Here is a 19504-nt window from a genome sequence, read left to right on the forward strand (position 1 = left end):
AACAGTCATCTCCGGCCCCGTCCCCGGAAGACGGTGCAGGCCGGATGGAAAACCTCTCGATGCAGGCGGCCCTGAACCGGGCCCTGGCCGAAACACTGGCGGAGGATCCGCGGGCAGTGGTCCTAGGTGAGGACGTCGGGCGGCTCGGCGGCGTCTTCCGCATCACGGACGGCCTGCAGGAGCGCTTCGGCGCCGACCGCGTTTTCGATACCCCGCTGGCGGAATCCGGCATCCTGGGCATGTCCGTAGGGCTGGCCATGGCCGGCTTCCATCCGATCCCCGAGGTGCAGTTTGACGGCTTCGCGTATCCGGCGGTGAACCAGATAGTCACCCAGCTGGCCCGGATGAATTACCGCAGCCGCGGCACCATGCCCATGCCGGTAACCCTGCGGGTACCCAGCTTCGGCGGCATCCGTGCCCCCGAACACCACGGCGAGTCGCTGGAAGCGCTCTTCGCCCATGTGCCGGGGCTGAAGGTGGTTTCCCCGTCCAGCCCGCACGAGGCCTACCATCTGCTGAAGCATGCCGTCGCCGTTCCGGACCCGGTGATCTTCATGGAACCGAAGTCCCGCTACTGGCAGAAGGGCGACGTGTTCCCGGACGATGCCGGCCCCCTGCAGGGTGCCAAGGTGGTCCGTCCGGGCAGGCACGTCACCCTGGTGGCGTGGGGCGCCATGGTGGCCCGCTGCCTGCAGGTGGCCGAGCTGGCCGCCGAGGACGGCATCGAGGTGGAGGTCCTGGACCTGCGCTGGCTCAAGCCGATCGACGCCGAGGGGCTGGCTGCCTCCGTCGCCCGGACCCGGCGCGCCGTCGTCGTCCACGAAGCACCGCTTACCTCCGGGCTGGGCGCCGAAGTGGCCGCACTGATTACGGAGCGCTGCTTCGACACCCTGCGTGCGCCGGTTGGGCGGGTCACGGGATTCGACGTACCGTATCCCTCAGGCGACCTTGAAGACGAATACATCCCGAACATCGACCGCATCCTGTTCGGGATCCAGCGAGTATTGGAGTACCGGCGTGGCTGAAATCCCCTTCCCCCTTCCTGACCTCGGCGAAGGCCTGATCGAAGCCACAGTGCTGGAATGGCTGGTGGCCGAGGGCGACCAGGTGGAACGCAACCAGCCGCTCGTGGAGGTGGAAACCACCAAATCAGCGGTGGAACTGCCCTCCCCGCAGGCCGGACGCGTGGCCCGCACCTACGGCGAGCCGGGTGAAACGATCAATGTGGGCGAACCGCTCATCGTCTTCGAGGTTCCGGACAACACCGCCGGCATCGTGGGCACCGTGCCGCAGGAGGCACCGGCCCGCCGCCGGGTCCGCCTCACTGCCGTGCCGGACGAGGACTAGGCTGTGGCCGATTACGGTTCCCTGGTGGAAGGCACCGACCCCCGCCTGTCAGTGGAGGTCATTAATCCCGCCGACGGGGCGGGGGGCACGACGGCGCTGCGTCCCGTACTCCTGCTGCACGGCTTTGCCTCGAGTTCGCAGCTGAACTGGCACGACTCGGGCTGGATTACCGCGCTGACCGCTGCAGGCCGCAGGGTCATCACCGTTGACCTGCCCGGCCACGGCGGCAGTGCAGCCCCGGCGGACCTTGACTCCTACCGTCCGAGCCGTATCCGCGCGGATCTGCTGCAGGTGCTCCAGGACTCCGGCGTCGTCCCGCTGGCCGACGGCGACCAGGCCAGCGGACTGGACGTTGTGGGGTACTCCCTTGGTTCCCGTCTCGCCTGGGAATTCGGCGCCACCCAGCCCGAGCTCGTGCACCGCATGGTGCTGGGCGGTCCCGGAAGCGGGGACCCGCTGGCGGACTTCGATCTCGACGCGGCCCGGGCGGCCGCGGCCGGCGGGGCACCGGTGGAGGATGCCCGTACGGCTGAGCTGCTGCGGATGGCCCAACTGGTCCCCGGGAATGACCTGGCCGCCCTGTTCCGGATGATCGAAGCCATCAAGGAGGAACCCTTCTCCCCCGAGGCGGCAGTTCCGTCCATGCCGCTGCTCCTGGTTGCCGGGGAACGCGATGACCTTGCGGCGACGGCACCCGAACTGGCTGCCCTCAGCGGACTGTCCGGGCTGGTGGTGCTTCCGGCCCGCACCCATACCAACGCGGTGACGTCGCGGGCGTTCAAAAACGCTGCACTGGAATTCCTGGCGGGCTGACCCTCCGGATAACAGCTTGGTCACAGCCGCGGGTTACTCCCGTCAGCAGGCGTGCCTGAACGCTAAGATGGAACGGGTAGTGGGCTAGCCTGGGATTAATCAGCCTACTGATTGTCTCGACTGGATTCCCGCTTCATCTTTGACCCTCAAGGGAGGACACCCGTGGATGTACTCCTGGGCCACCGATACCGCACCACCGAGCTCATAGGGTCCGGCGGTGCCGCTGCGGTGTACCGGGCGGTCGATGAAAACCTTGGACGGGAAGTAGCCGTCAAGCTCTTCAGCGCCGGGATCCGCGAGGATGACGAGACCCGCCGGCAGCAGACCGAGATGCAGCTGCTGGCAACGCTGAACCACCCCGGCCTGGTCACCCTGCTGGACGCCGGAGTCAACGTTGACGATGACGGCCGCAGCTCCAGCTACCTGGTGATGGAGCTGGTGGACGGACCGGACCTGCGCGGGAAGCTCAAGGACGGTCCGCTCTCCTCCTCCGCAACCGCAGCGCTGGGTGCTGATCTGGCCGACGCGTTGAATTACGTGCACAGCAACGGTGTAATCCACCGGGACGTCAAACCTGCGAATATCCTGCTGTTCCCGCAGGAGGACATGGATACCCGCCTGTACCCGCGCCTTACGGACTTCGGGATTGCCCGGATGGTCGAGGCCACCGTGGCGACAGCCAGCGGTGCCACCATCGGAACGGCAAACTACCTGAGCCCTGAACAGGCCCAGGGTGCTGCCGTGGATCCACGCACGGATGTCTACTCCCTGGGACTGGTGCTCCTGGAGTGCCTCACCGGTGAAAAGGCCTTCCCGGGCCCGATTGTGGAATCGGCCGTGGCACGGCTGCTCCGCGACCCCGAGATTCCCGAGCGGGTGGGGCCGGCCTGGACGGACATCCTGCGTGCCATGACGGCCCGGCTGGTGGACGCGCGCCCCGAGGTCCACGAAGTGGCTGTGGCGCTTCGTTCCCTGGCTTCCGAAGCCATGGTGCTGGACGGCCCGGGGACGGCTCCGTCGCCGGGCAGCGCCGCGTTCGGTGATCCGGACACCGGCGAATCCGCCACCGGCGGCGTCACCACCGGCAACATCTACATTCCGGCGCCGCCGCTGCATGCTCCCAGCCTGGGGTAGGCGCTCCTCCGAAAACAAAAAAAGGATCGGTCCCGCAGGACCGATCCTTTTTGTTAAGTGGAGAGAAGGCTACTTGCCGTCGTCGGCCGCTTCATCCTCTTCGGGTTCAAAGTTCGAGGCCTCTTCGGTGCTTGCGGCCGCAATACCGTCCTCGCTCTGGGGGATGGTGCCATCGGGTCCCTGACCAGTCTTCGACTGATCGCCCTGACCGGCATCCTTGTCACTGTTTCCCATGGTGATTCTCCTTTGTCATGCTCTGGCCTGCTTATTCGATACTAGGCCACCCGTGGCCCAGCCAACACCTGCAAGCCGTTCAGGCCGCCGAACGTTTGCGGGCGGCGCGGACAGCAACCAGGCTCAGCAGCAGCAGGGCCGCTGCTGAAGCGGTCGGAACGATGAAAGCGTGGCTGTAGCCGAAGGAATCCGCCAGCCCTCCCGCCACCGAGGAACCCAGCGCCTGGCCGGTGACGACGCCGCTGGCCAGCAGGGTCATTACGGTACCCATCAGTTCGCGCGGGGCCACGATGGCACCGATGCCGAAAATGCTGACCATGGTCGGCCCCACGGGGAGACCCAGGATCAGCAGGACAACCAGCATGGTGCCGATGCTCGAGGGCAGGAACAGGAGCAGGGTGAACGCCAGCATCGCCGCGGCGCACAGGACCCAGCGGCCTGCAGTGCCGAAGCGCTCAGGCCAGAAGGCCACGGACAGGGCCGCAACAGCCGAGCTCAGTGCCATGGCAGCGTAAATGAGGCCGGCGGAAGTGGCCATGCCGAAGCTGCCCGCAAACGCCGTAAGGCTGGTCTGGGTGGAGCCGAAGAACGAGCCCATAGCCACCATGCCGAGCACCGGAACCATGATGAGCAGCCACTGCGGACGGTCCCGCGGGGCGGGCTGGTCTCCCGCGGTGTGGGCCGGCGCTGCACCCTTGCGGGAGGTCTTCGGCCGGCGGGAGGTGGGAACAACGTGTTCCACGGTGTGGTGTACGGCAAAGGCGGTCACCATGCTCGCCGTGAGCACTGCTGCCAGCACAAGCGGCAGCCACGGGGCGACGGCGGCGGCCAGCAGGCCCACGAGGGCCGGGCCTAGCACGAAGGTCAGCTCATCCGCGGTTCCTTCATAGGCCAGCGCGGTGTCCATCTCGCGGCCCTGCGGCCGGCGGGACGTCATGGCCATCCAGCGGACACGTGCCATGGGACCGACCTGGGGGCAGGAAGCGCCCATAAACAGTGCAGCCGCAAGCATCCAGAACGGCGCATCGGCCGGGTCCAGGAGCGCCGCGGAAAGGAGGAACAAACCGATGGCCACGGGGTTTAGGACGGCGGTGCCCAGGAGGACGGGACGCTGTCCGATCCGGTCCGCCAGGTACCCCAGCAGCGGGGCACCCACCGCGGACCCGACGCCGACGCCGCCCGCGGCGAGGCCGCCGAGCGCGTAGGAATCCGAAACCTCGGTGATGAGGGTAAGCGCTCCGACGGTGAGCATGGCCAGCGGCAGCCGTGCCAGGAACGCGATGGGGAAGAATGATGTGCCGGCCAGGGCGAAGATGGCCTGGTAGCGGCCGCCGGGACCCGGGATTTTCGCCGGGTCGGCAGGAGTGGAGTCAGGGCTTGGTGCCTGAGGGCGGGTGGAGGTGTCTTGGGTCATGGTGCGGTATCCAGGTACGTCGAACCGCACACCGTCCCCCCTCCCGGTGTGCCCGACCCTTGTAACCCGTCGATTTTACCCATGCGGAGCCGTTGGACCTAACCGGAAGGTGCCGGTTAATGCATCACGGGCCCAAGAGCTCGCCTGCGCTGAAACGCACCGAGGAACCGTTGCGGCCCTTAATGATCTGGAGCTGCGCCGGGATCCGCTGTTTCATTTCCGCCACGTGGCTGACCAGCCCGACCACGCGGCCGCCGTCGCGCAGGCCTTCCAGCGCATCCATAACCTGTTCCAGGGACTGCTCGTCGAGGCTGCCGAACCCTTCGTCCACGAAGAGGGTTTCAATGTTCACGCCGCCGGCTTCCTGCTGGACAACGTCCGCCAGGCCCAGGGCCAGGGCCAGGGAAGCCATGAAGCTTTCACCGCCGGAGAGGGTGGACGTGTCCCGGTGCTGCCCGGTCCACTCGTCCGTGACGTGCAGGCCCAGTCCCGCCTTGCGGTTGCCGGATTTGGAATCGCTGTGCACCAGCGCATACCGGCCCCCGGTCATTGCGGCGAGCCGCTCGGTGGCGGCTGCCGCCACCTGCTCCAGCCGTGCGGCCAGGACGTAGGTGCTCAGGGTCATCTTGTATTCGTTTTCGCCTCCGCCCCGGGCGGTGTCGGCAACCGACTGCAGCAGGTCCCGGCGGGCGCGCAGGGGTGCGGTGCGTTCGAGTGCCTCCCGGAGCTCGACGGAGTATTCCGCGAGCCGGACGTCCGAGCCTTCCAGCAGGCGGACCAGCAGCGCGGCTTCTTCCTGGGCCTTCCGTACCTCGGCGGCCTGTTCCGCGGCCTCTGCCACGTCTTCCTCGTCCGGCACGGCGAGCGGCTCCCCCGCTGCATCTTCCGGAGCCGCCGCGGCTTGGGCCTCCCGGCGCACCAGCAGCCGGCGGCCCTGCTCTTCCCACTCCGAGACCGCCGCCGCGTAGGCCTCGGCGGTGCCGGCGTCCAGCAGGGCGGCGCTGACCTCGGCAGCCGCTGCAAAGGGAGTACCGGACAATGCTGAGTCCAGTTCCGCGCCTACCCGTTCCGACTCCTCGTCGGCCGCGGCTGCGGCACCGGCGGCTTCCCGTGCAGCGGCCGCAAGCTCCGCGAACTCCGTAAGTGACCGGACCCGTTCGCTGATGCTGCCGAAACCCGACATGGCAGCGGTGATGCGGTCCGAGAGTTCCGCTGCCTGCTCGCGTGCCGCTGCCGCCCGGGACTCCGCCTGGGCGGCGGAAATGAGCGCCTCGGAGCGCGTTGCCTCCGTAGCCGCCAGTTCCGCGCTGATCGCCCTCAGGCGGCGTTCCGCTTCTGCCAGCGCCCGGACGGCTCCACGGGCCTGCTCCAGGTCGGCGCGTGCGGCGTCGAGCTCTGCCTGCGCAGAAGCAGCGTCCCCCGCGCCCCCGCGGGCACGAAGCACCGCAGCCTCTTCGGCGGTGGTGCCGGCCAGGTGCCGGGCCTCGTCGTAGGCTGCCTCCGCCGTGGCCGAACGTGCTTTCGCTTCCTGCTCGGCCTCGCGGGTTACCGGCGCCTCGCCGTCCGGCAGCACTGCAGGACGAGGGTGTTCCAGTCCGCCGCAGACCGGGCACGGCGTCCCGTCGGCGAGTTCCTGTGCCAGCTCGGCAGCGGCCTGCTCCAGTCTTGCCTGCAGCAGGTCCTGCCACGCCTGCCGGAGGTCCTGATATTCCTGGCGGGCGTCTGCGGCAGCCTTGCCGGCAGCCTCCGCACGTTTGCTTGCCGCGGCGTAGCCGCTGATGGTTGACACCAGCTCTTCCGCGGAGGCCAGGGCGGCTTCGGCCCGGGATTCCCCTTCCGCCAGCCGTCCCAGCGCAGCTGCTTCGCCGGCCAGCTCTGTCTCTTCCGTCCGCAGGGAGGCCAGCGTGGTGACGGCTTCGGCGGCCTGCGCCCGGTAAGCTTGGGCGGCTTCGGTCTCCGTCCCGGCGCGGGCGAGCAGCGCCTCGGTGCGTTCCTCGTCTTCGAGGGCCGCACGTGCAGCTGCGAGGTCCGCGCCCACCAGCGCCTCCAGCCCGTCCGGCAGCACCGTCCCGGCGTCCGGGAGCACATTGTAGGCAGGGGCGAGCGCATGCCCGGCCAGGTCCTGCAAGGCCTCTTCCGCTTCGGCCCGGCGGTTTTCCGCACGCCGGGCGGCCGCTTCCGCGGCACGTACGCTGCCGGCCAGCACGGAAGCAGCGGCATGGGTTTGAAGTGCTGCCCGCTGCGGTTCAATCTCCGCTTCGGCCCGGGCGTGTTCGGCTTCCTCCCGGATCAGCTGCTGCAGGGCGAGTCCGCGGGCACGGCGGTGCTCGAATTCCTGCAGATGCTTCTCGGCGCCTTCGCGGGCCGTCTGCAGTTCGGCGAGTTCCTTGCGGGCCGCGGCTGTCCGGGAACCGAGCTCCGCCCGGAACTGTTCAAGCTCCTCTTCTCCCCGCTCGACGGCGCCGTCGCCCGCCTCGCTGCTCTCGGTCAGTTCATCGCGGTACCGTCGGATTTCGTCACCGGCGCGGCGCAGCACATGCTCGGACCGGGCCTGGGCGGCGTCAAAGCGGGCAGTGGCTTCAACCAGCTCGGCCTTGAGCCGGCGTTCCACGTCTTCGAACCGGGAGGTGCCGAACAGCTGCTGCAGCAGCTGTTCACGCGAGGCAGCATCGGCGCGGAGGAAGGCCGCGAAGTCGCCCTGCGGCAGCATCACCACCTTGGTGAACTGCTCCCGGTTCATCCCGAGCAGTTCGGCGATTTCCGCGGCGGCTTCGTCGTTGCGGGAGGACTTCTCCACCCACGCCCCGTCAACGAATTCCCGCAGCAGGGTCTTGGCCTGCTCGGTCACGGTGCTTTTCCCGCCGGCGCGCTTGGCGGGGCGTTCCCACTGCGGGCTCCGGGCCACGTCGAAGCGCCGGACACCTGAACTGAATTCGAGGACCACTTCGGGTGCGGTGTCCTGGGCGGCGTGGTCGCTGCGCAGCCGGCGTCCCTGCTGCCGGGCTCCCGGGACACTGCCGTAGAGGGCAAAGCAGATGGCGTCCAGCACGCTGGTCTTGCCGGCACCCGTGGGACCGTTCAACAGGAAGAGCCCGTGGGCACCCAGTTCATCAAAATCGATGACCTGCCGGTCCGCAAAGGGACCGAAGGCCTGCATTTCCAAGCGGTGGATTCTCACTGTGCAGCCTCGGCTTCGCGGACCTTGTTCAGGATTTCGATGAAGAGGTCCTTTTCCTCATCCGCTGCGCTGCGTGACCGGACATGCTCGAGGAATCCGCAGCAGATGTCGAGATCGTCGGTGGCCTTGGCCAGCCGCTGGCTGTAGGTCTGGGCCGGGCCCCGGGCACCGCCCTCCGGGTCGAAGGAAAGCACCAGGGTGTCGGGGAACCTGGTGCGGAGCCGTTCCATGGCCTTGGCGGGCCGCTGGCTGTCGGTCAGGGTGATTTGGCAGTAGGCATCCTGCGCGTCGGCGAGATCCGGGTCCACCAGGAGGTCCTCGAGCTTGCCGCGCAGCACCGCCAGCCGGCGCGGGGCCGGCCAGGTGACGGGCTCAATGGACGCGAGGCCGCCGGCGTCGAACTCCAACAGCCACCCGCCCTTGGCCTGCCGCGCCTCGGAGAAGGAATACGGGAGCGGTGAACCGCTGTAGCGGACTGTGGGGCTGAGCTGCTGACGGCCGTGAAGATGGCCCAGGGCGGTGTAGGAAAACTCCTTGAACAGGTCCAGGGGGACGGCGCCGAGGCCGCCCACTGCGAGGTCGCGTTCGCTGTCGCTGCTGATGCCGCCGCTGGCGAAGGTATGAGCCATAACCACGGACGCAACAGGTTCGCCAGCCTGTTCACGGGCAAGGATGTCCTCGCGGATCCGCTGCACGGCAGCGGCCGTCACGGAGAAGTGGTTCGGGGCCTCGACCCCGAGGTCCCCCGCGGCGAGCCGCGGTTCCAGGTACGGGATGCCGTAGACGGCCACCGGCCTGCCTTCCACGGGAAGGATCACCGGGCGGGCGATGTCCTCATAGCGCGTGCGCAGGTGCACGCCGGCGCGCTCGAACAGTGCGCTGCCGAAACCCAGCCGGGCGGCGGAATCATGGTTTCCGCTGGAAAGCACCACCGCCGCGCCTGCACCCGTGATGCGTTCCAGCGCCGAGTCCAGCAGGCGTACCGTGTCCACTGCCGGAAGCGCGCGGTCGTACACGTCCCCTGCGATCAGCACGGCATCCACCCGCTCCCGGCGCACCGTGTCCACGAGCCGGTCGATGAAGTCCGCCTGGGCGTCCAGCATTCCGACGCCGTGGAAGGATCGGCCGAGGTGCCAGTCTGAAGTGTGCAGTAAACGCATGTCTTAAAACCTACAGCCCGGCTCCGACACTTAACTCAACCGGGGGCAGCGGCGTGTGCCACTGCCCCCGGGGGTGTTAGTACTTCGTTGCGCTACGGGCGGCTGCCCGGCGTGCCGTCCTCCGGACGGGTTGTGCCGGTTCCGTCTGCGGGCTTGTCAAAGAAGCCTTTGGCTTCCTCGTCCACAACCGGCGTCGTGCTGCCGGCGGTGGAAGCCGGCTTGGCCGGCTTGCTGACGGCCGGCTTGGCGGTATCGGCGTCATCAGCGGCCGCCTCCAGGGCGGCGGCATCGTTGCGGTGCGCGTCAATGGTCATGTCGACGCTGCGGAAAATCAGGCCGGCAATCACTGCCCCGAGCAGGGGTGCAACCCAGAACAGCCAGAGCTGCTCCCGGGCCCAGCCCTCGGAGAAGAGGGCGACGGCGGTGGAACGGGCCGGGTTGATGCCGCCGTTGGTGACGGGAACAAGCACGGTCAGCAGGACCGCATAGGCCACGCCGACTGCGAAGGCACCCTTGGCCGCGGTGGAGCGGCGGGATTCCGTCGTTGCCCTACGGGACGCTGCACCGAGGAAGACGGCGGTCAGCAGGGCACCCGCAATGACCTCCATCAGCAGTGCGCTGGTAAGCGGGAAGAAGTTCGTCGAGTGATCGTCGAAACCGTTGGCCGTACCGCTCATGAACGTGCGGGCCTCCTCGGCAATCTGCGTATGGCCGTTAATAACCACCCACAGGATGGCAACGCCGAGGACGGCGCCTACCACCTGGGCCAGGACGTACGGCAGGACGAACTTCCAGGCCGTGCGTCCGGCGACTGCGCTGCCAAGGGTGATGGCGGGGTTGAAGTGGCCGCCCGAAACGTAGCCGAAAGCCACCATTGCGGCGGCAAGTGCCAGGCCGAAAGCCAGCGGCGACGTAATGCCGGTGCCGGTGCTGAAGATGGCAATCCCGATGCCGACGAAGAGCAGCAGGAAGGAGCCGATAGCCTCGGCTACCGTCCGTCCGACAAACCCGTAGTTGTAGCCACCGTTTGCAGGCGCTGCATTGCGGGCGGGCGTTACGGCCCGGGCTCCGCTGAGTGGTAAGGACTCAGATGACATGGAAGAGGAATTCCTAACGTGAGGAGGGCGGCACTGGATTCACGGCCGCCGCTGCAAAAAGAAGCGGTACTGCGGCACGGCCCGGCCGGATTGTGCCGGTGCCGGGACATGCGCGAACTCACTACAAACTACCCCACCGTGTCAGCGCAGCCTGTTAACTCCCTGAATTTGGCCTGTATCCCCGGTGGATTGGCGCGGGCTGAGCTGCGTTTGTACCGTCCGCTTACGGACAGGTAAGGCGGCCTGCGTGGCGTCTGAAGCTCCTTAGCTGTACAGAAGGTGAGCGGTCCCGGCATCACCTGTACAGAAGGCGGGGCGGTTCCGGCACAGGGTCCCGCCATGTGGTGCCGGTGTTGCCAGTGGGACCACAGGAGTCCCTCACGCCACATTCGCTGGGATGCCGTGCTGGCGGCGCCCCGGTCCCGGCTGGCCCCGGTCCCGCAAACCCAGCGCGGTCAGCACAGCCAGCCCCGCAGCCAGGCCCCGCAGCCAGGCCCCCAGGACCCACCGCCTATGCTGGAGGAGTGATCCCCGAACCAGATTCCGCCCCTGTTTTCCTTTCCTCCGCTGACCTGTCGGCAAAGATGCACGGCTGCCTGCTCGGCGGTGCGCTGGGTGATGCTGCGGCCTCCGGGTCCCGGTCCGCGTCCGGCACGTCGATCTCCGCGGACACACAGCTGGCCCTCTACTCGCTGGACGGGCTGCTCGAGGCCATCGAATGGGCAAACGAAGGAGTGGGCGCGGACGAGACGGCATGCGTCTGGCTGGCCTATCTCCGCTGGATGCGCGGGCAGGGCCTGCCGCTTCCCGAGGCCGGACCGTCACCGCTGCCCCGGCCCATCGATTCCGAGCCGCTGCTGCGGTGCGAGGGAACCAACGACGGCGGTACCGTCGATCCCGATGTCCTCTCAGCCCTCGCCACCGGGGAAATGGGCACGCGGCAACGCCCGCTCAACACTTCCGTCAACACCCCTGCCGCACTGGTGCGCTCGGCTCCGTTCGGTCTGCTCCCCTACGTCGAGACCGAAACGGTCTACAAGCTGGCGCTCGACGCCGCCTCGCTGACGCACGGACATCCCTCGGCCCGGCACAGCGCAGCGGTCTTTGCGTCCACGGTCCACGGCCTGCTCGCGCCCGGGGCAACGCTCCACAGCGCTGCAGAAGCGGCACTGGCCAGGGCACGGGACAACGGGATGCCCGAACTCGCCGACCGGCTGCAGCCGGTACTGACGGACGACGACGCCGCTGCCGCCGCCGCGGGATCAGCCAGTCGGGCGCTCACCGCGGAGGACGCCCTGATGCTTGGGCTCCTCGCCGCACTGGCCGTAGAAGCCGCAACCTACGCTGCCGCTGAAAATACGGGCCTCAGTGCCGCAACGGCCGCCGCCGTCCAACAGGCCGCAGCAGCGGGCGGCTCCCCCGCCGCCGTCGTGGCCGGAAGCCTGCTGGGAACCCGGTTCGGCACCCTGCCCGAAGCCGACCTTGAGGCTCTGCGGGAACGCAGCGTCATCGAGAAGCTCGCCGCAGGATTCGTTGCCGCAACGGTCGCGCCCTAGCCGGGGGTTCTGCCGCGGGGCCGGCCGCTACTGCGAGGCCCGCGGCCAGATCCCGCCGAGGGTCTGCAGGAATTCGGCTTCGGACAGCACCTCAATGCGCTGCCCCCGCTCGTGCAGGTCCAGGACCCGCCGGGCCTTGCCGGTCAGGCGCCCGCTGCGCAGGTCTCCCGGTTCAAAACCGTCACCGACCACCAGCACGCTGGTGGCACGCGTGACGTTGCTGGCCGTGCGGGCACCGACCTCGGCGGCACGGTTCTTGGCGGTCTGCCGCGCCATACCCAGGTCACCGGTGAACACAATCGTCTGCCCGAACAGCGGATGCGCCGGGTCCGCCAGCGGATTCGGCTGCGGATTCTCCCCCTCGGACGGCCAGCCCTGCCACACGGCACCTGCCGCGGCCGGGGTCCCGGTGCCACGGGCCAATGCGTCCCGCGTCGCCTTGGAGAGCGGGTGCTGCCCCGGCACATAGGCCGGCAGGTGGGAAGCCGGCCGACCGTCCCGCAGGAAAAACTCCGGCATGGACTGCGCACCGCTGCGCCGGGCGATATCGACCATGATCCCGGCGCAGGCGCGGGCGTCCTCGGTGGCATCGTGGTGGTTCAGCAGGGGAACCCCGGCGGCTTCGGCAGCGAAGGGCAGCGAATGTGAGGGCAGCTGGTAGGTGCGGCGCGAATGGACCACTGTGCAGGTGTAGTCATAGGCAGGCCCGGCCAGCTCGGAGACCTCCAGTGCGGAGCGGATGACGCCCAGGTCGAAGGCGGCATTGTGCGCCACCAGCAGGTCATCACCGATAAAGGCGCCGATCTCCGGAAACAGCTCGCCGAACCGCGGAGCTCCCGCCACCATTTCGGGTTCGATCCCGTGGATCCGCACATTGCGCGGATCGAAATAGTCGTGTCCCTCCGGGGGCCGCATCAGCCAGGAGGCTTCCTCGACAACCTGGCCCCCGCGGACCCTGACAAGCCCGACGGAACAAGGCGAACCCCGGAAGCCGTTGGCTGTTTCAAAATCTATTGCGGTGAAGCTGAGCCCTGTTTCAGGCATTCTCGCGGGCCACACGCTTCCGCCGGGAACTACGCACCTTGGCCGCCACGAACCACACGGCTGCGATGATGACCGCGACGATGACGATCTTCTGGAAAATCCCGGCGTACTGTTCGACGATGTGCCAGCTTTCGCCCAGATAGTAGCCGGCCACGATGAAGATCGTGTTCCAGATCAGGCTGCCGGCTGTCGTCAGTGCCGTGAAGGTCAACAGGTGCATCCGCTCGATACCCGCCGGGATCGAAATGAGGCTGCGGAACAACGGAATCATCCGGCCAAAGAACACGGCCTTGTTGCCGTGCCGCTCGAACCAGGCTTCCACCTTGTCCACATCTTCCAGGTCCACCAGCGGAACCTTCGCCACGATCCTGCGCATCCGGTTCCGGCCCAGCCAGGCGCCCAGCCCGTAGAGCGCCAGGGCACCGATGACGGAACCCAGCGTCGTCCAGAACAGTGCGGCGATGATGGAGAAGTTGCCCTGGCTGGCGGTGAATCCGGCCAGCGGAAGAATGATTTCGCTCGGCAGCGGAGGGAAAAGGTTTTCCAGGGCGATGGCCAGCCCTGCACCGGGGGCACCGATGGTTTCCATCATGCCGACCGCCCAGTCCGCCACACCCCCGAGGGCTGAGGGGTCGCTCGAGCCTTCGGCGACGACGGAGGCGGCTGGGGTAACGGCTTGTGTAATAGTCATCTCGCGCTCAATTCTGCCCTAGGCCCCCCGGCGGGGAAGAATCGGAGCCGCCTTGCCCGGCGTGTTTGGGACACATCACACAGCCCGGCCGCACGTCAGGAAACGCGCGGAGTCCCCTCCCCGAGGGCGGCAACCAGCGCCGGCAGCAGGGCGCGGAAGGCCTGGCCGCGGTGGCTGATGGCGTTCTTTTCCGCACCGGTCAGCTCCGCGCAGCTGCGGTCCAGCCCGGCCGGCTGCAGGATCGGGTCGTAGCCGAAGCCGCCCGCGCCCCGGGCCGATTCCAGCAGGGTTCCCCGCAGCTCACCGCGCTCAACGGTTTCGCCGCCGTCGGGCAGCGCCAGGGCAGCGGCGCAGACGAATGCGGCTCCCCGGTGCTCGGCGGAAATATCCGCCAGCTGGGCCAGGAGCAGTTCAAGGTTCGCGGCGTCGTCGCCGTGCCGTCCGGACCAGCGCGCGGAGAAAATACCCGGCGCTCCCCCAAGGACGTCCACGGCCAGCCCCGAATCGTCCGCCACGGCGGGCAGGCCGGTGGCAGCGGCCACCGCATGGGCCTTCAGCAGTGCGTTCTCTTCAAAGGTGACGCCGGTTTCGGCGACGTCGGGAACCCCTGCCGCCGCGGCATCGATCACCTGCGTGTCGACGTCGAGCCCGGGCACCTGGCCGCGCAGCAGTTCCCGCAGCTCGCGCAGCTTGCCCGGGTTGCGGGTGGCCAGGACCAGGCGGGCCTGCGGCTGCTGCATTACGCGCCCAGGGTCTGCCGCTGGATCGCGGCCAGCTCGGCGGTTCCCTGCAGGGCCAGGTCGAGCAGGGCGTCCAGTTCGTCGCGGTCGAACGGTGCGCCCTCGGCGGTGCCCTGCACCTCAACAAATTTTCCGGACCCGGTGACCACTACGTTCATGTCGGTTTCGGCCCGGACGTCTTCGACGTACGGCAGGTCCAGCATCGGAACCCCGTCGATGATGCCCACGCTGATGGCTGCCACGGTGTCCAGCAGCGGATTGGCGTTTCGGGCAATGAGCTTGTTCTCCTTGGCCCAGGCCACGGCATCCGCAAGGGCCACATAGGCGCCCGTGATCGCCGCGGTGCGGGTTCCGCCGTCGGCCTGCAGGACGTCGCAGTCCAGCACAATGGTGTTTTCGCCCAGGGCCTTGGTGTCGATGATGGACCGCAGCGAGCGGCCGATCAGGCGGGAGATCTCGTGCGTGCGTCCGCCCAGCTTGCCCTTGACCGATTCACGGTCGTTGCGGGTATTGGTGGCCCGCGGGAGCATGGCGTATTCGGCGGTGACCCAGCCCTTGCCCTCGCCCTTGAGCCAGCGGGGTACGCCGGGGGTCAGGGACGCGGTGCACAGCACCCGGGTGTTGCCGAACTCGATCAGGGCCGAACCTTCGGCCTGCTTGGACCAGCCGCGGGTAATGGTGATGCTGCGCAGCTGGTCCGGGGTACGCCCGTCGGCACGCAGGGATTCGGCGGACGGGGCAGGGGTGGGGACGGTAGTCATGGGTTCAGTCTATCGCCGGACCGCGGAGTGCCCGTTTGGGGCCTGGGCGGTGCCCGGGGCCTAGAGGCTGCGGGCCTTCTGCACTGCCAGCGGCGCCGTGAAGGGACTGCCGACGTCGTAGGAGACTCCCGCGACGGCAACGGCGAGGTCCCCGCTGTAGGTCTCGCGTGCCTCCGAGACGCTGACGCTGGCATCGTTCCAGACCGGCAGGTGCGTGAGGAGCAGCCGCCGGGCGTTTGCCGCGGTCGAAGCTTCTCCGGCGCGGCGGCCGGTCAGGTGCACGCCTTCGATCGCGTCATCGCGGCCCTCCTGGAAGGCCGCTTCACAGAGGAAAACATCGGTGTTCCGGGCAGCGTCCTCCAGGCCGGGACAGGAGTCGGTATCTCCGGAATAGGCCAGCGTCCGGAGCACGGGCTCCCCATCGGCATTCACGGTGCGGGCTTCGACCCGCAGGGCGTAGGCCTCTTCAGCCGGGTGGCGGACCGGATAGGGGGTCACGGTGAACGGCCCGATCTGCACCGGCTCGCCCGCGGTCCAGTTCGAGAACTCGAAGTCCTCGTGCATGCCCGGGTCCAGCTCCAGTCCGTACGCGGTGGCCATCCGGTCCGCCGTAGCCGCCGGGCCCCAGACCTTGATCCGGTCCCGGTTCCAGCCGGACGGGTCCCAGTGCACGGCCACATGCAGACCGCACAGGTCCATGCAGTGGTCCGGGTGCAGGTGCGTCAGCAGCACGGCGTCAATGTCGCGCAGGTCCATGTAGCGCTGCAGGGCACCGAGTGAACCGTTGCCCAGGTCGAGCAGGATCCTCCAGTCGCGGACGCCGTCGTTGGCGGTCACGAGGTAGCACGACGCCGGCGAGGCCGGGCCGGGGAAGGATCCGCTGCAGCCCACAATGGTCAGTTTCATTCCGTGCCGTTCCGGGAGGCGCCGCTGTGCGCCTCCATGCGTTCAGGGGCATCTGCCCGGGCGGCGGCAATCATCTGCGGGGTGACCCGGGCCATGCTGCCGGTGGGGTAACGTGCTGCGACGTGCTCCACCTGCTGGACGCTGAGGACCTCGGGGCCCAGGAAGCGCCGGGCAAGCAGTTCGAAGGAAGCCGAGTCTCCGGTCGCAACAAAAGTGTGCTGCGGCGGAGTCTGCAGGCGCCGTTCAATTCCGTGGGAGATGAGGGCCCGGTAGACATCCTTGGCGGTCTCCTCGGCACTGGAAACAAGCGTGACGTCGCCCATGACATAGGAAATCACGCCGGTAAGGAGCGGATAGTGGGTGCAGCCCAGAACCAGGGTGTCCACGTCACGGGCCTTCAGCGGAGCCAGGTACTCCTCCGCGGTCGCCAGCACGTCGGGGCCGGACGTGATCCCGGCTTCAACAAACTCCACGAACGCCGGGCAGGCCACCGAGGACACCTCCAGGTGCGGGGCCGCGGCGAAGGTGTCGTCATAGGCCCGCGATCCCACCGTGGCGGCCGTGCCGATGACGCCGATCCGTCCGGTGCGGGTTGCGGCCACGGCACGGCGGACGGCCGGCTGGATGACTTCGATGACCGGAATGCCGTAGCGGCGGGTGTAGCGTTCGCGGGCGTCACGCAGGACGGCGGCGGAGGCTGAGTTGCACGCAATCACCAGGAGCTTGACGCCGGAATCCACCAGCTCGTCCATCACGCCCAGGGCCTTGGCCCGGACCTCGGCTATCGGCAGGGGTCCGTAGGGTCCGTTGGCGGTGTCCCCCACGTACATGATGGCTTCATGGGGCAGCTGGTCCAGGACGGCGCGGGCGACCGTCAGCCCGCCGACGCCGGAGTCGAAGATGCCGATCGGGGCGTCCGGGTCCTTGACCCGGACTGCTTCAGGCTGTGATGTGCCCAGTGGATGCGGTGAGGTGCTGGCCGGGTGCGAACTCATAATGTAACGACAATAGTCCTCCCCTGCGCGCGGGGACATTCACGGTCCCGTGCCCTTGCTCACAAAGCCGTCCCCCGAAAGGGGCTGATCCCCGTCAGTTCAGGGAGTCCAGCAGTGCCTGCATCAGTGTCTCCTGCAGCCATGTGACGAAGTTGTACACCAGCGCAAGGTATCCGTCGACGTCCTCGGCCTTGGAGGGATCGGTGATGTCATGCAGCCGCTCGGCGGTTTCGTCATCCTCGATCCCCAGGCGGTCGCCCAGCACCAGCCGGACATCATTGAGCGCCCGGGCGAAAAGCTGCGCCTGCTCCGTGTCCAGCCGCAGGGGTGCCGCTTCCAGCTGCAGCGCGGCGGCACGGAGGGCACTCTGTTTTGATTCCCGAAGCGAACGTTCCGTAAACCGCCGGAACTCCAGGGCGTCGTCGTCGTTGTCCGTGGTGCCGTTGGGCAGAAGGCGCAGCAGCGCCGAATCATCGGGAACGGCTGCTGACGGGTCGATGCCGACCATGGCGGCAAGGGGATCGGTGTCCGCGGCAGTGTCAGGTTCCAGGAGCTCCTGCACGTCGGAGAAGAGTTTGCGCAGCAGGTCCCGCTCCCCCGGTTCCAGGTTGGCGGTGATGCCCTTGCGGGTGAGCTTGAAGCCGGTGGCCACGAATATCCGTTTCTGTTCTGTGTACTGGGTCAGGCTGTGTACTGGGTCAGGCTGTTGAGGCGGCCCTAGGCCGCGTCCGCCTTCTGGAAGGTGGCCCACAGCCCGTAGGAATGCATCGCGAGGGTGTCCCGTTCGGCAGATTCCCGGGATCCCGTTGCCACCACTGATTTGCCGGCCTGGTGGACCTCCAGCATCAGTCGGTGGGACTTGGACTCCGAGTAGCCGAAGTAGCTCTGGAAGACGTAACTGACGTAGCTCATCAGGTTCACCGGGTCATTCCAGACAATCACTACCCAGGGGACGTCCGCCGCCGTGAGGGTATCCGTCTCCTCACGTGTCAGGGTGTCCGTTCCGGTCGCAGTGCTGGTAGCCATGGGTCCAATTGTAGTGAGGAATCCATTTCCGAACCTCCGCAGTGCCGCCGTCTACTCAATGGGCGAACGGGGGTTAGAGTTTTGCCTGTGAACAGTCCCGCCTACGCGCCGAATTCAGCCCTCTATACGGACCACTACGAGCTGACCATGCTCCAGGCCGCCCTCCACGCAGGGACGGCCTCCCGCCGGTCCGTGTTCGAGGTCTTTGCCCGCCGCCTGCCCGACGGCCGGCGCTACGGCGTCACTGCCGGGACCGGACGCATCCTGGAGGCCCTGGAGAATTTCCGCTTCGAACAGCCGCAGCTGGATTTCCTGGCCCGCACCAACGTGGTGGATGAAGGCACCCTGGCATGGCTCGCCGATTTCCGCTTCTCCGGCAACATTTACGGCTACGCCGAGGGCGAGGCCTACTTCCCGCAGTCCCCCCTGCTGATTGTCGAATCCACCTTCGCCGAGGCCTGCATCCTCGAAACCATGATCCTGTCCATGCTCAACCACGACAGTGCCATTGCCTCCGCGGCCTCCCGCATGACGTCCGCCGCCGACGGGCGCCCCTGCATCGAGATGGGCTCCCGCCGCACGCACGAAGAAGCCGCCGTCGCCGCGGCCCGCGCCGCCGTGATTGCCGGGTTCAACAGCACCTCGAACCTCGAGGCCGGCCGCCGCTACGGACTGAAGACTGTCGGCACCGCCGCGCATTCCTTCACCCTGCTGCACGATTCCGAGAAGGAAGCCTTCACCGCGCAGACGGCGGCCCTGGGACTGGGCACCTCGCTGCTGGTGGACACGTACGACGTCGAGACGGGGGTCCGCACGGCCGTGGAAGTTGCGGGGCCGTCCCTGGGCGGGGTCCGGCTCGATTCCGGCGACCTCGTGGCGCAGGCCCGCTGGGTCCGCGACCTGCTGGACGAACTGGGCAACACCAATACCCGCATCATGGTGACCTCCGACCTGGACGAGTTCGCCATCGCGGCGCTGGCCTCCGCCCCCGTGGATACCTACGGCGTGGGCACGTCCCTCGTCACCGGCTCCGGGGCGCCCACCGCCGGCATGGTCTACAAGCTGGTCAGCCGCGAGGGGGAAGACCACGAGTTCGTCTCCGTGGCCAAGGCAGCGAAGAACAAGGTGTCGCTCGGCGGGCGGAAGTACGCGCTGCGCCGGCTGGACGAACACGGCACGGCAACTGCCGAAGTGATCGGCATCGGCCACGCGCCGGCCGACGACGGCAACGACCGCACGCTGCTGCACCAGTTCGTGGCGGACGGCGAAGTCCTGCCCGGCTGGACCGGTCCCGAGGCGGTGACGCGTGCGGCACAGCGGCACGCGGCGTCGCTTGCCGAACTGCCCGCCTCGGTGAACCGCCTGCAGCGCGGCGAACCGGTCATCCCCACCGAATACGAGGAGTAAG

At 68.0% G+C, this 19504-nt stretch carries 19 protein-coding genes; 6 read left to right on the plus strand and 13 right to left on the minus strand.

Annotation, left to right across the window (positions count from 1 at the left end; all coding sequences use genetic code 11):
• Nucleotides 1-44: 44 nt before the first annotated feature.
• From LOC60_RS00215 to LOC60_RS00230, 4 genes are all read left to right on the plus strand, one after another.
• A complete protein-coding gene (locus tag LOC60_RS00215) occupies nucleotides 45-1025 on the plus strand; it encodes an alpha-ketoacid dehydrogenase subunit beta (RefSeq protein WP_230020690.1) in 981 nt (326 codons plus the stop codon).
• Nucleotides 1018-1347: a biotin/lipoyl-containing protein gene (locus LOC60_RS00220; RefSeq protein ID WP_230020651.1), complete on the plus strand. Its 330-nt coding sequence runs from the start codon at nucleotides 1018-1020 to the stop codon at nucleotides 1345-1347. The genes LOC60_RS00215 and LOC60_RS00220 overlap by 8 nt, the downstream gene beginning before the upstream one ends.
• 3 nt (nucleotides 1348-1350) lie before the next feature.
• A complete protein-coding gene (locus tag LOC60_RS00225) occupies nucleotides 1351-2160 on the plus strand; it encodes an alpha/beta fold hydrolase (protein WP_230020652.1) in 810 nt (269 codons plus the stop codon).
• Nucleotides 2161-2322: 162 nt separating this feature from the next.
• Nucleotides 2323-3294 carry a serine/threonine-protein kinase gene (locus LOC60_RS00230; protein WP_230020654.1) on the plus strand — a complete coding sequence of 324 codons (972 nt, stop codon included), beginning with the start codon at nucleotides 2323-2325 and terminating at the stop codon, nucleotides 3292-3294.
• Nucleotides 3295-3363: 69 nt separating this feature from the next.
• Here the strand turns inward: LOC60_RS00230 and LOC60_RS00235 are convergent, their stop codons facing one another.
• The 5 genes from LOC60_RS00235 to LOC60_RS00255 form a co-directional block, all read right to left on the minus strand.
• Entirely contained in the window at nucleotides 3364-3528 is a 165-nt protein-coding gene (locus tag LOC60_RS00235) for a hypothetical protein (RefSeq protein WP_230020655.1), read from the minus strand.
• Between the two features lie 79 nt (nucleotides 3529-3607).
• Nucleotides 3608-4942, minus strand: a complete 1335-nt coding sequence (locus LOC60_RS00240; protein WP_230020657.1) for an MFS transporter — start codon at nucleotides 4940-4942, stop codon at nucleotides 3608-3610.
• 124 nt (nucleotides 4943-5066) lie between these two features.
• Nucleotides 5067-8120: an AAA family ATPase gene (locus tag LOC60_RS00245; protein WP_442860353.1), complete on the minus strand. Its 3054-nt coding sequence runs from the start codon at nucleotides 8118-8120 to the stop codon at nucleotides 5067-5069.
• Nucleotides 8117-9280, minus strand: a complete 1164-nt coding sequence (locus LOC60_RS00250; protein ID WP_230020659.1) for an exonuclease SbcCD subunit D — start codon at nucleotides 9278-9280, stop codon at nucleotides 8117-8119. Before LOC60_RS00250 ends, LOC60_RS00245 begins: the two co-directional genes overlap by 4 nt.
• Before the next feature lie 92 nt (nucleotides 9281-9372).
• On the minus strand, nucleotides 9373-10377 hold the full coding sequence (locus LOC60_RS00255; protein WP_230020660.1) for an aquaporin: 1005 nt from the start codon (nucleotides 10375-10377) through the stop codon (nucleotides 9373-9375).
• Between the two features lie 524 nt (nucleotides 10378-10901).
• Here LOC60_RS00255 and LOC60_RS00260 point away from each other — a divergent pair.
• The gene (locus LOC60_RS00260; protein WP_230020661.1) at nucleotides 10902-11933 is read left to right on the plus strand and encodes an ADP-ribosylglycohydrolase family protein; all 1032 of its coding nucleotides are present in this window, start codon (nucleotides 10902-10904) and stop codon (nucleotides 11931-11933) included.
• A 27-nt stretch (nucleotides 11934-11960) separates the two neighbouring features.
• Here the strand turns inward: LOC60_RS00260 and LOC60_RS00265 are convergent, their stop codons facing one another.
• The 8 genes from LOC60_RS00265 to clpS all read right to left on the minus strand — a co-directional run bounded on the left by LOC60_RS00265 (nucleotide 11961) and on the right by clpS (nucleotide 18096).
• On the minus strand, nucleotides 11961-12977 hold the full coding sequence (locus LOC60_RS00265; protein WP_230020662.1) for an exonuclease domain-containing protein: 1017 nt from the start codon (nucleotides 12975-12977) through the stop codon (nucleotides 11961-11963).
• Nucleotides 12970-13668, minus strand: coding sequence for a DedA family protein (locus LOC60_RS00270; RefSeq protein WP_230020663.1), 699 nt, complete (start codon nucleotides 13666-13668; stop codon nucleotides 12970-12972). The genes LOC60_RS00265 and LOC60_RS00270 overlap by 8 nt, the downstream gene beginning before the upstream one ends.
• A 95-nt stretch (nucleotides 13669-13763) precedes the next feature.
• Complete coding sequence (gene rdgB, locus LOC60_RS00275) at nucleotides 13764-14408, minus strand: RdgB/HAM1 family non-canonical purine NTP pyrophosphatase (protein WP_230020666.1); 645 nt, start codon at nucleotides 14406-14408, stop codon at nucleotides 13764-13766.
• On the minus strand, nucleotides 14408-15169 hold the full coding sequence (rph, locus tag LOC60_RS00280) for a ribonuclease PH (protein ID WP_269440122.1): 762 nt from the start codon (nucleotides 15167-15169) through the stop codon (nucleotides 14408-14410). Before rph ends, rdgB begins: the two co-directional genes overlap by 1 nt.
• Before the next feature lie 60 nt (nucleotides 15170-15229).
• Nucleotides 15230-16075 carry an MBL fold metallo-hydrolase gene (locus LOC60_RS00285; RefSeq protein WP_230020667.1) on the minus strand — a complete coding sequence of 282 codons (846 nt, stop codon included), beginning with the start codon at nucleotides 16073-16075 and terminating at the stop codon, nucleotides 15230-15232.
• Nucleotides 16072-17070, minus strand: coding sequence for a glutamate racemase (gene murI / locus LOC60_RS00290; RefSeq protein WP_230020668.1), 999 nt, complete (start codon nucleotides 17068-17070; stop codon nucleotides 16072-16074). Before murI ends, LOC60_RS00285 begins: the two co-directional genes overlap by 4 nt.
• 94 nt (nucleotides 17071-17164) lie before the next feature.
• Complete coding sequence (locus tag LOC60_RS00295; RefSeq protein WP_230020669.1) at nucleotides 17165-17722, minus strand: DUF2017 domain-containing protein; 558 nt, start codon at nucleotides 17720-17722, stop codon at nucleotides 17165-17167.
• A gap of 65 nt (nucleotides 17723-17787) precedes the next feature.
• Entirely contained in the window at nucleotides 17788-18096 is a 309-nt protein-coding gene (clpS, locus tag LOC60_RS00300; protein WP_230020670.1) for an ATP-dependent Clp protease adapter ClpS, read from the minus strand.
• Nucleotides 18097-18183: 87 nt separating this feature from the next.
• Between clpS and LOC60_RS00305 the strand changes: the two genes are divergently transcribed.
• A complete protein-coding gene (locus LOC60_RS00305) occupies nucleotides 18184-19503 on the plus strand; it encodes a nicotinate phosphoribosyltransferase (protein WP_331460754.1) in 1320 nt (439 codons plus the stop codon).
• Nucleotide 19504 lies beyond the last annotated feature (1 nt).

Origin of the sequence: Arthrobacter sp. zg-Y769 (assembly GCF_020907405.1) — a bacterium.
Lineage (GTDB): Bacteria > Actinomycetota > Actinomycetes > Actinomycetales > Micrococcaceae > Arthrobacter_B.

Coding starts and splice junctions, on each gene's coding strand:
- LOC60_RS00235 (WP_230020655.1), bottom strand. CDS start 3,528: ATGGGAAACAGTGACAAGGATGCCGGTCAGGGCGATCAGTCGAAGACT.
- LOC60_RS00240 (WP_230020657.1), bottom strand. CDS start 4,942: ATGACCCAAGACACCTCCACCCGCCCTCAGGCACCAAGCCCTGACTCC.
- murI (WP_230020668.1), bottom strand. CDS start 17,070: ATGAGTTCGCACCCGGCCAGCACCTCACCGCATCCACTGGGCACATCA.
- LOC60_RS00250 (WP_230020659.1), bottom strand. CDS start 9,280: ATGCGTTTACTGCACACTTCAGACTGGCACCTCGGCCGATCCTTCCAC.
- LOC60_RS00265 (WP_230020662.1), bottom strand. CDS start 12,977: ATGCCTGAAACAGGGCTCAGCTTCACCGCAATAGATTTTGAAACAGCC.
- LOC60_RS00255 (WP_230020660.1), bottom strand. CDS start 10,377: ATGTCATCTGAGTCCTTACCACTCAGCGGAGCCCGGGCCGTAACGCCC.
- clpS (WP_230020670.1), bottom strand. CDS start 18,096: ATGGCTACCAGCACTGCGACCGGAACGGACACCCTGACACGTGAGGAG.
- LOC60_RS00215 (WP_230020690.1), top strand. CDS start 45: ATGGAAAACCTCTCGATGCAGGCGGCCCTGAACCGGGCCCTGGCCGAA.
- rph (WP_269440122.1), bottom strand. CDS start 15,169: ATGACTACCGTCCCCACCCCTGCCCCGTCCGCCGAATCCCTGCGTGCC.
- rdgB (WP_230020666.1), bottom strand. CDS start 14,408: ATGCAGCAGCCGCAGGCCCGCCTGGTCCTGGCCACCCGCAACCCGGGC.
- LOC60_RS00270 (WP_230020663.1), bottom strand. CDS start 13,668: ATGACTATTACACAAGCCGTTACCCCAGCCGCCTCCGTCGTCGCCGAA.
- LOC60_RS00285 (WP_230020667.1), bottom strand. CDS start 16,075: ATGAAACTGACCATTGTGGGCTGCAGCGGATCCTTCCCCGGCCCGGCC.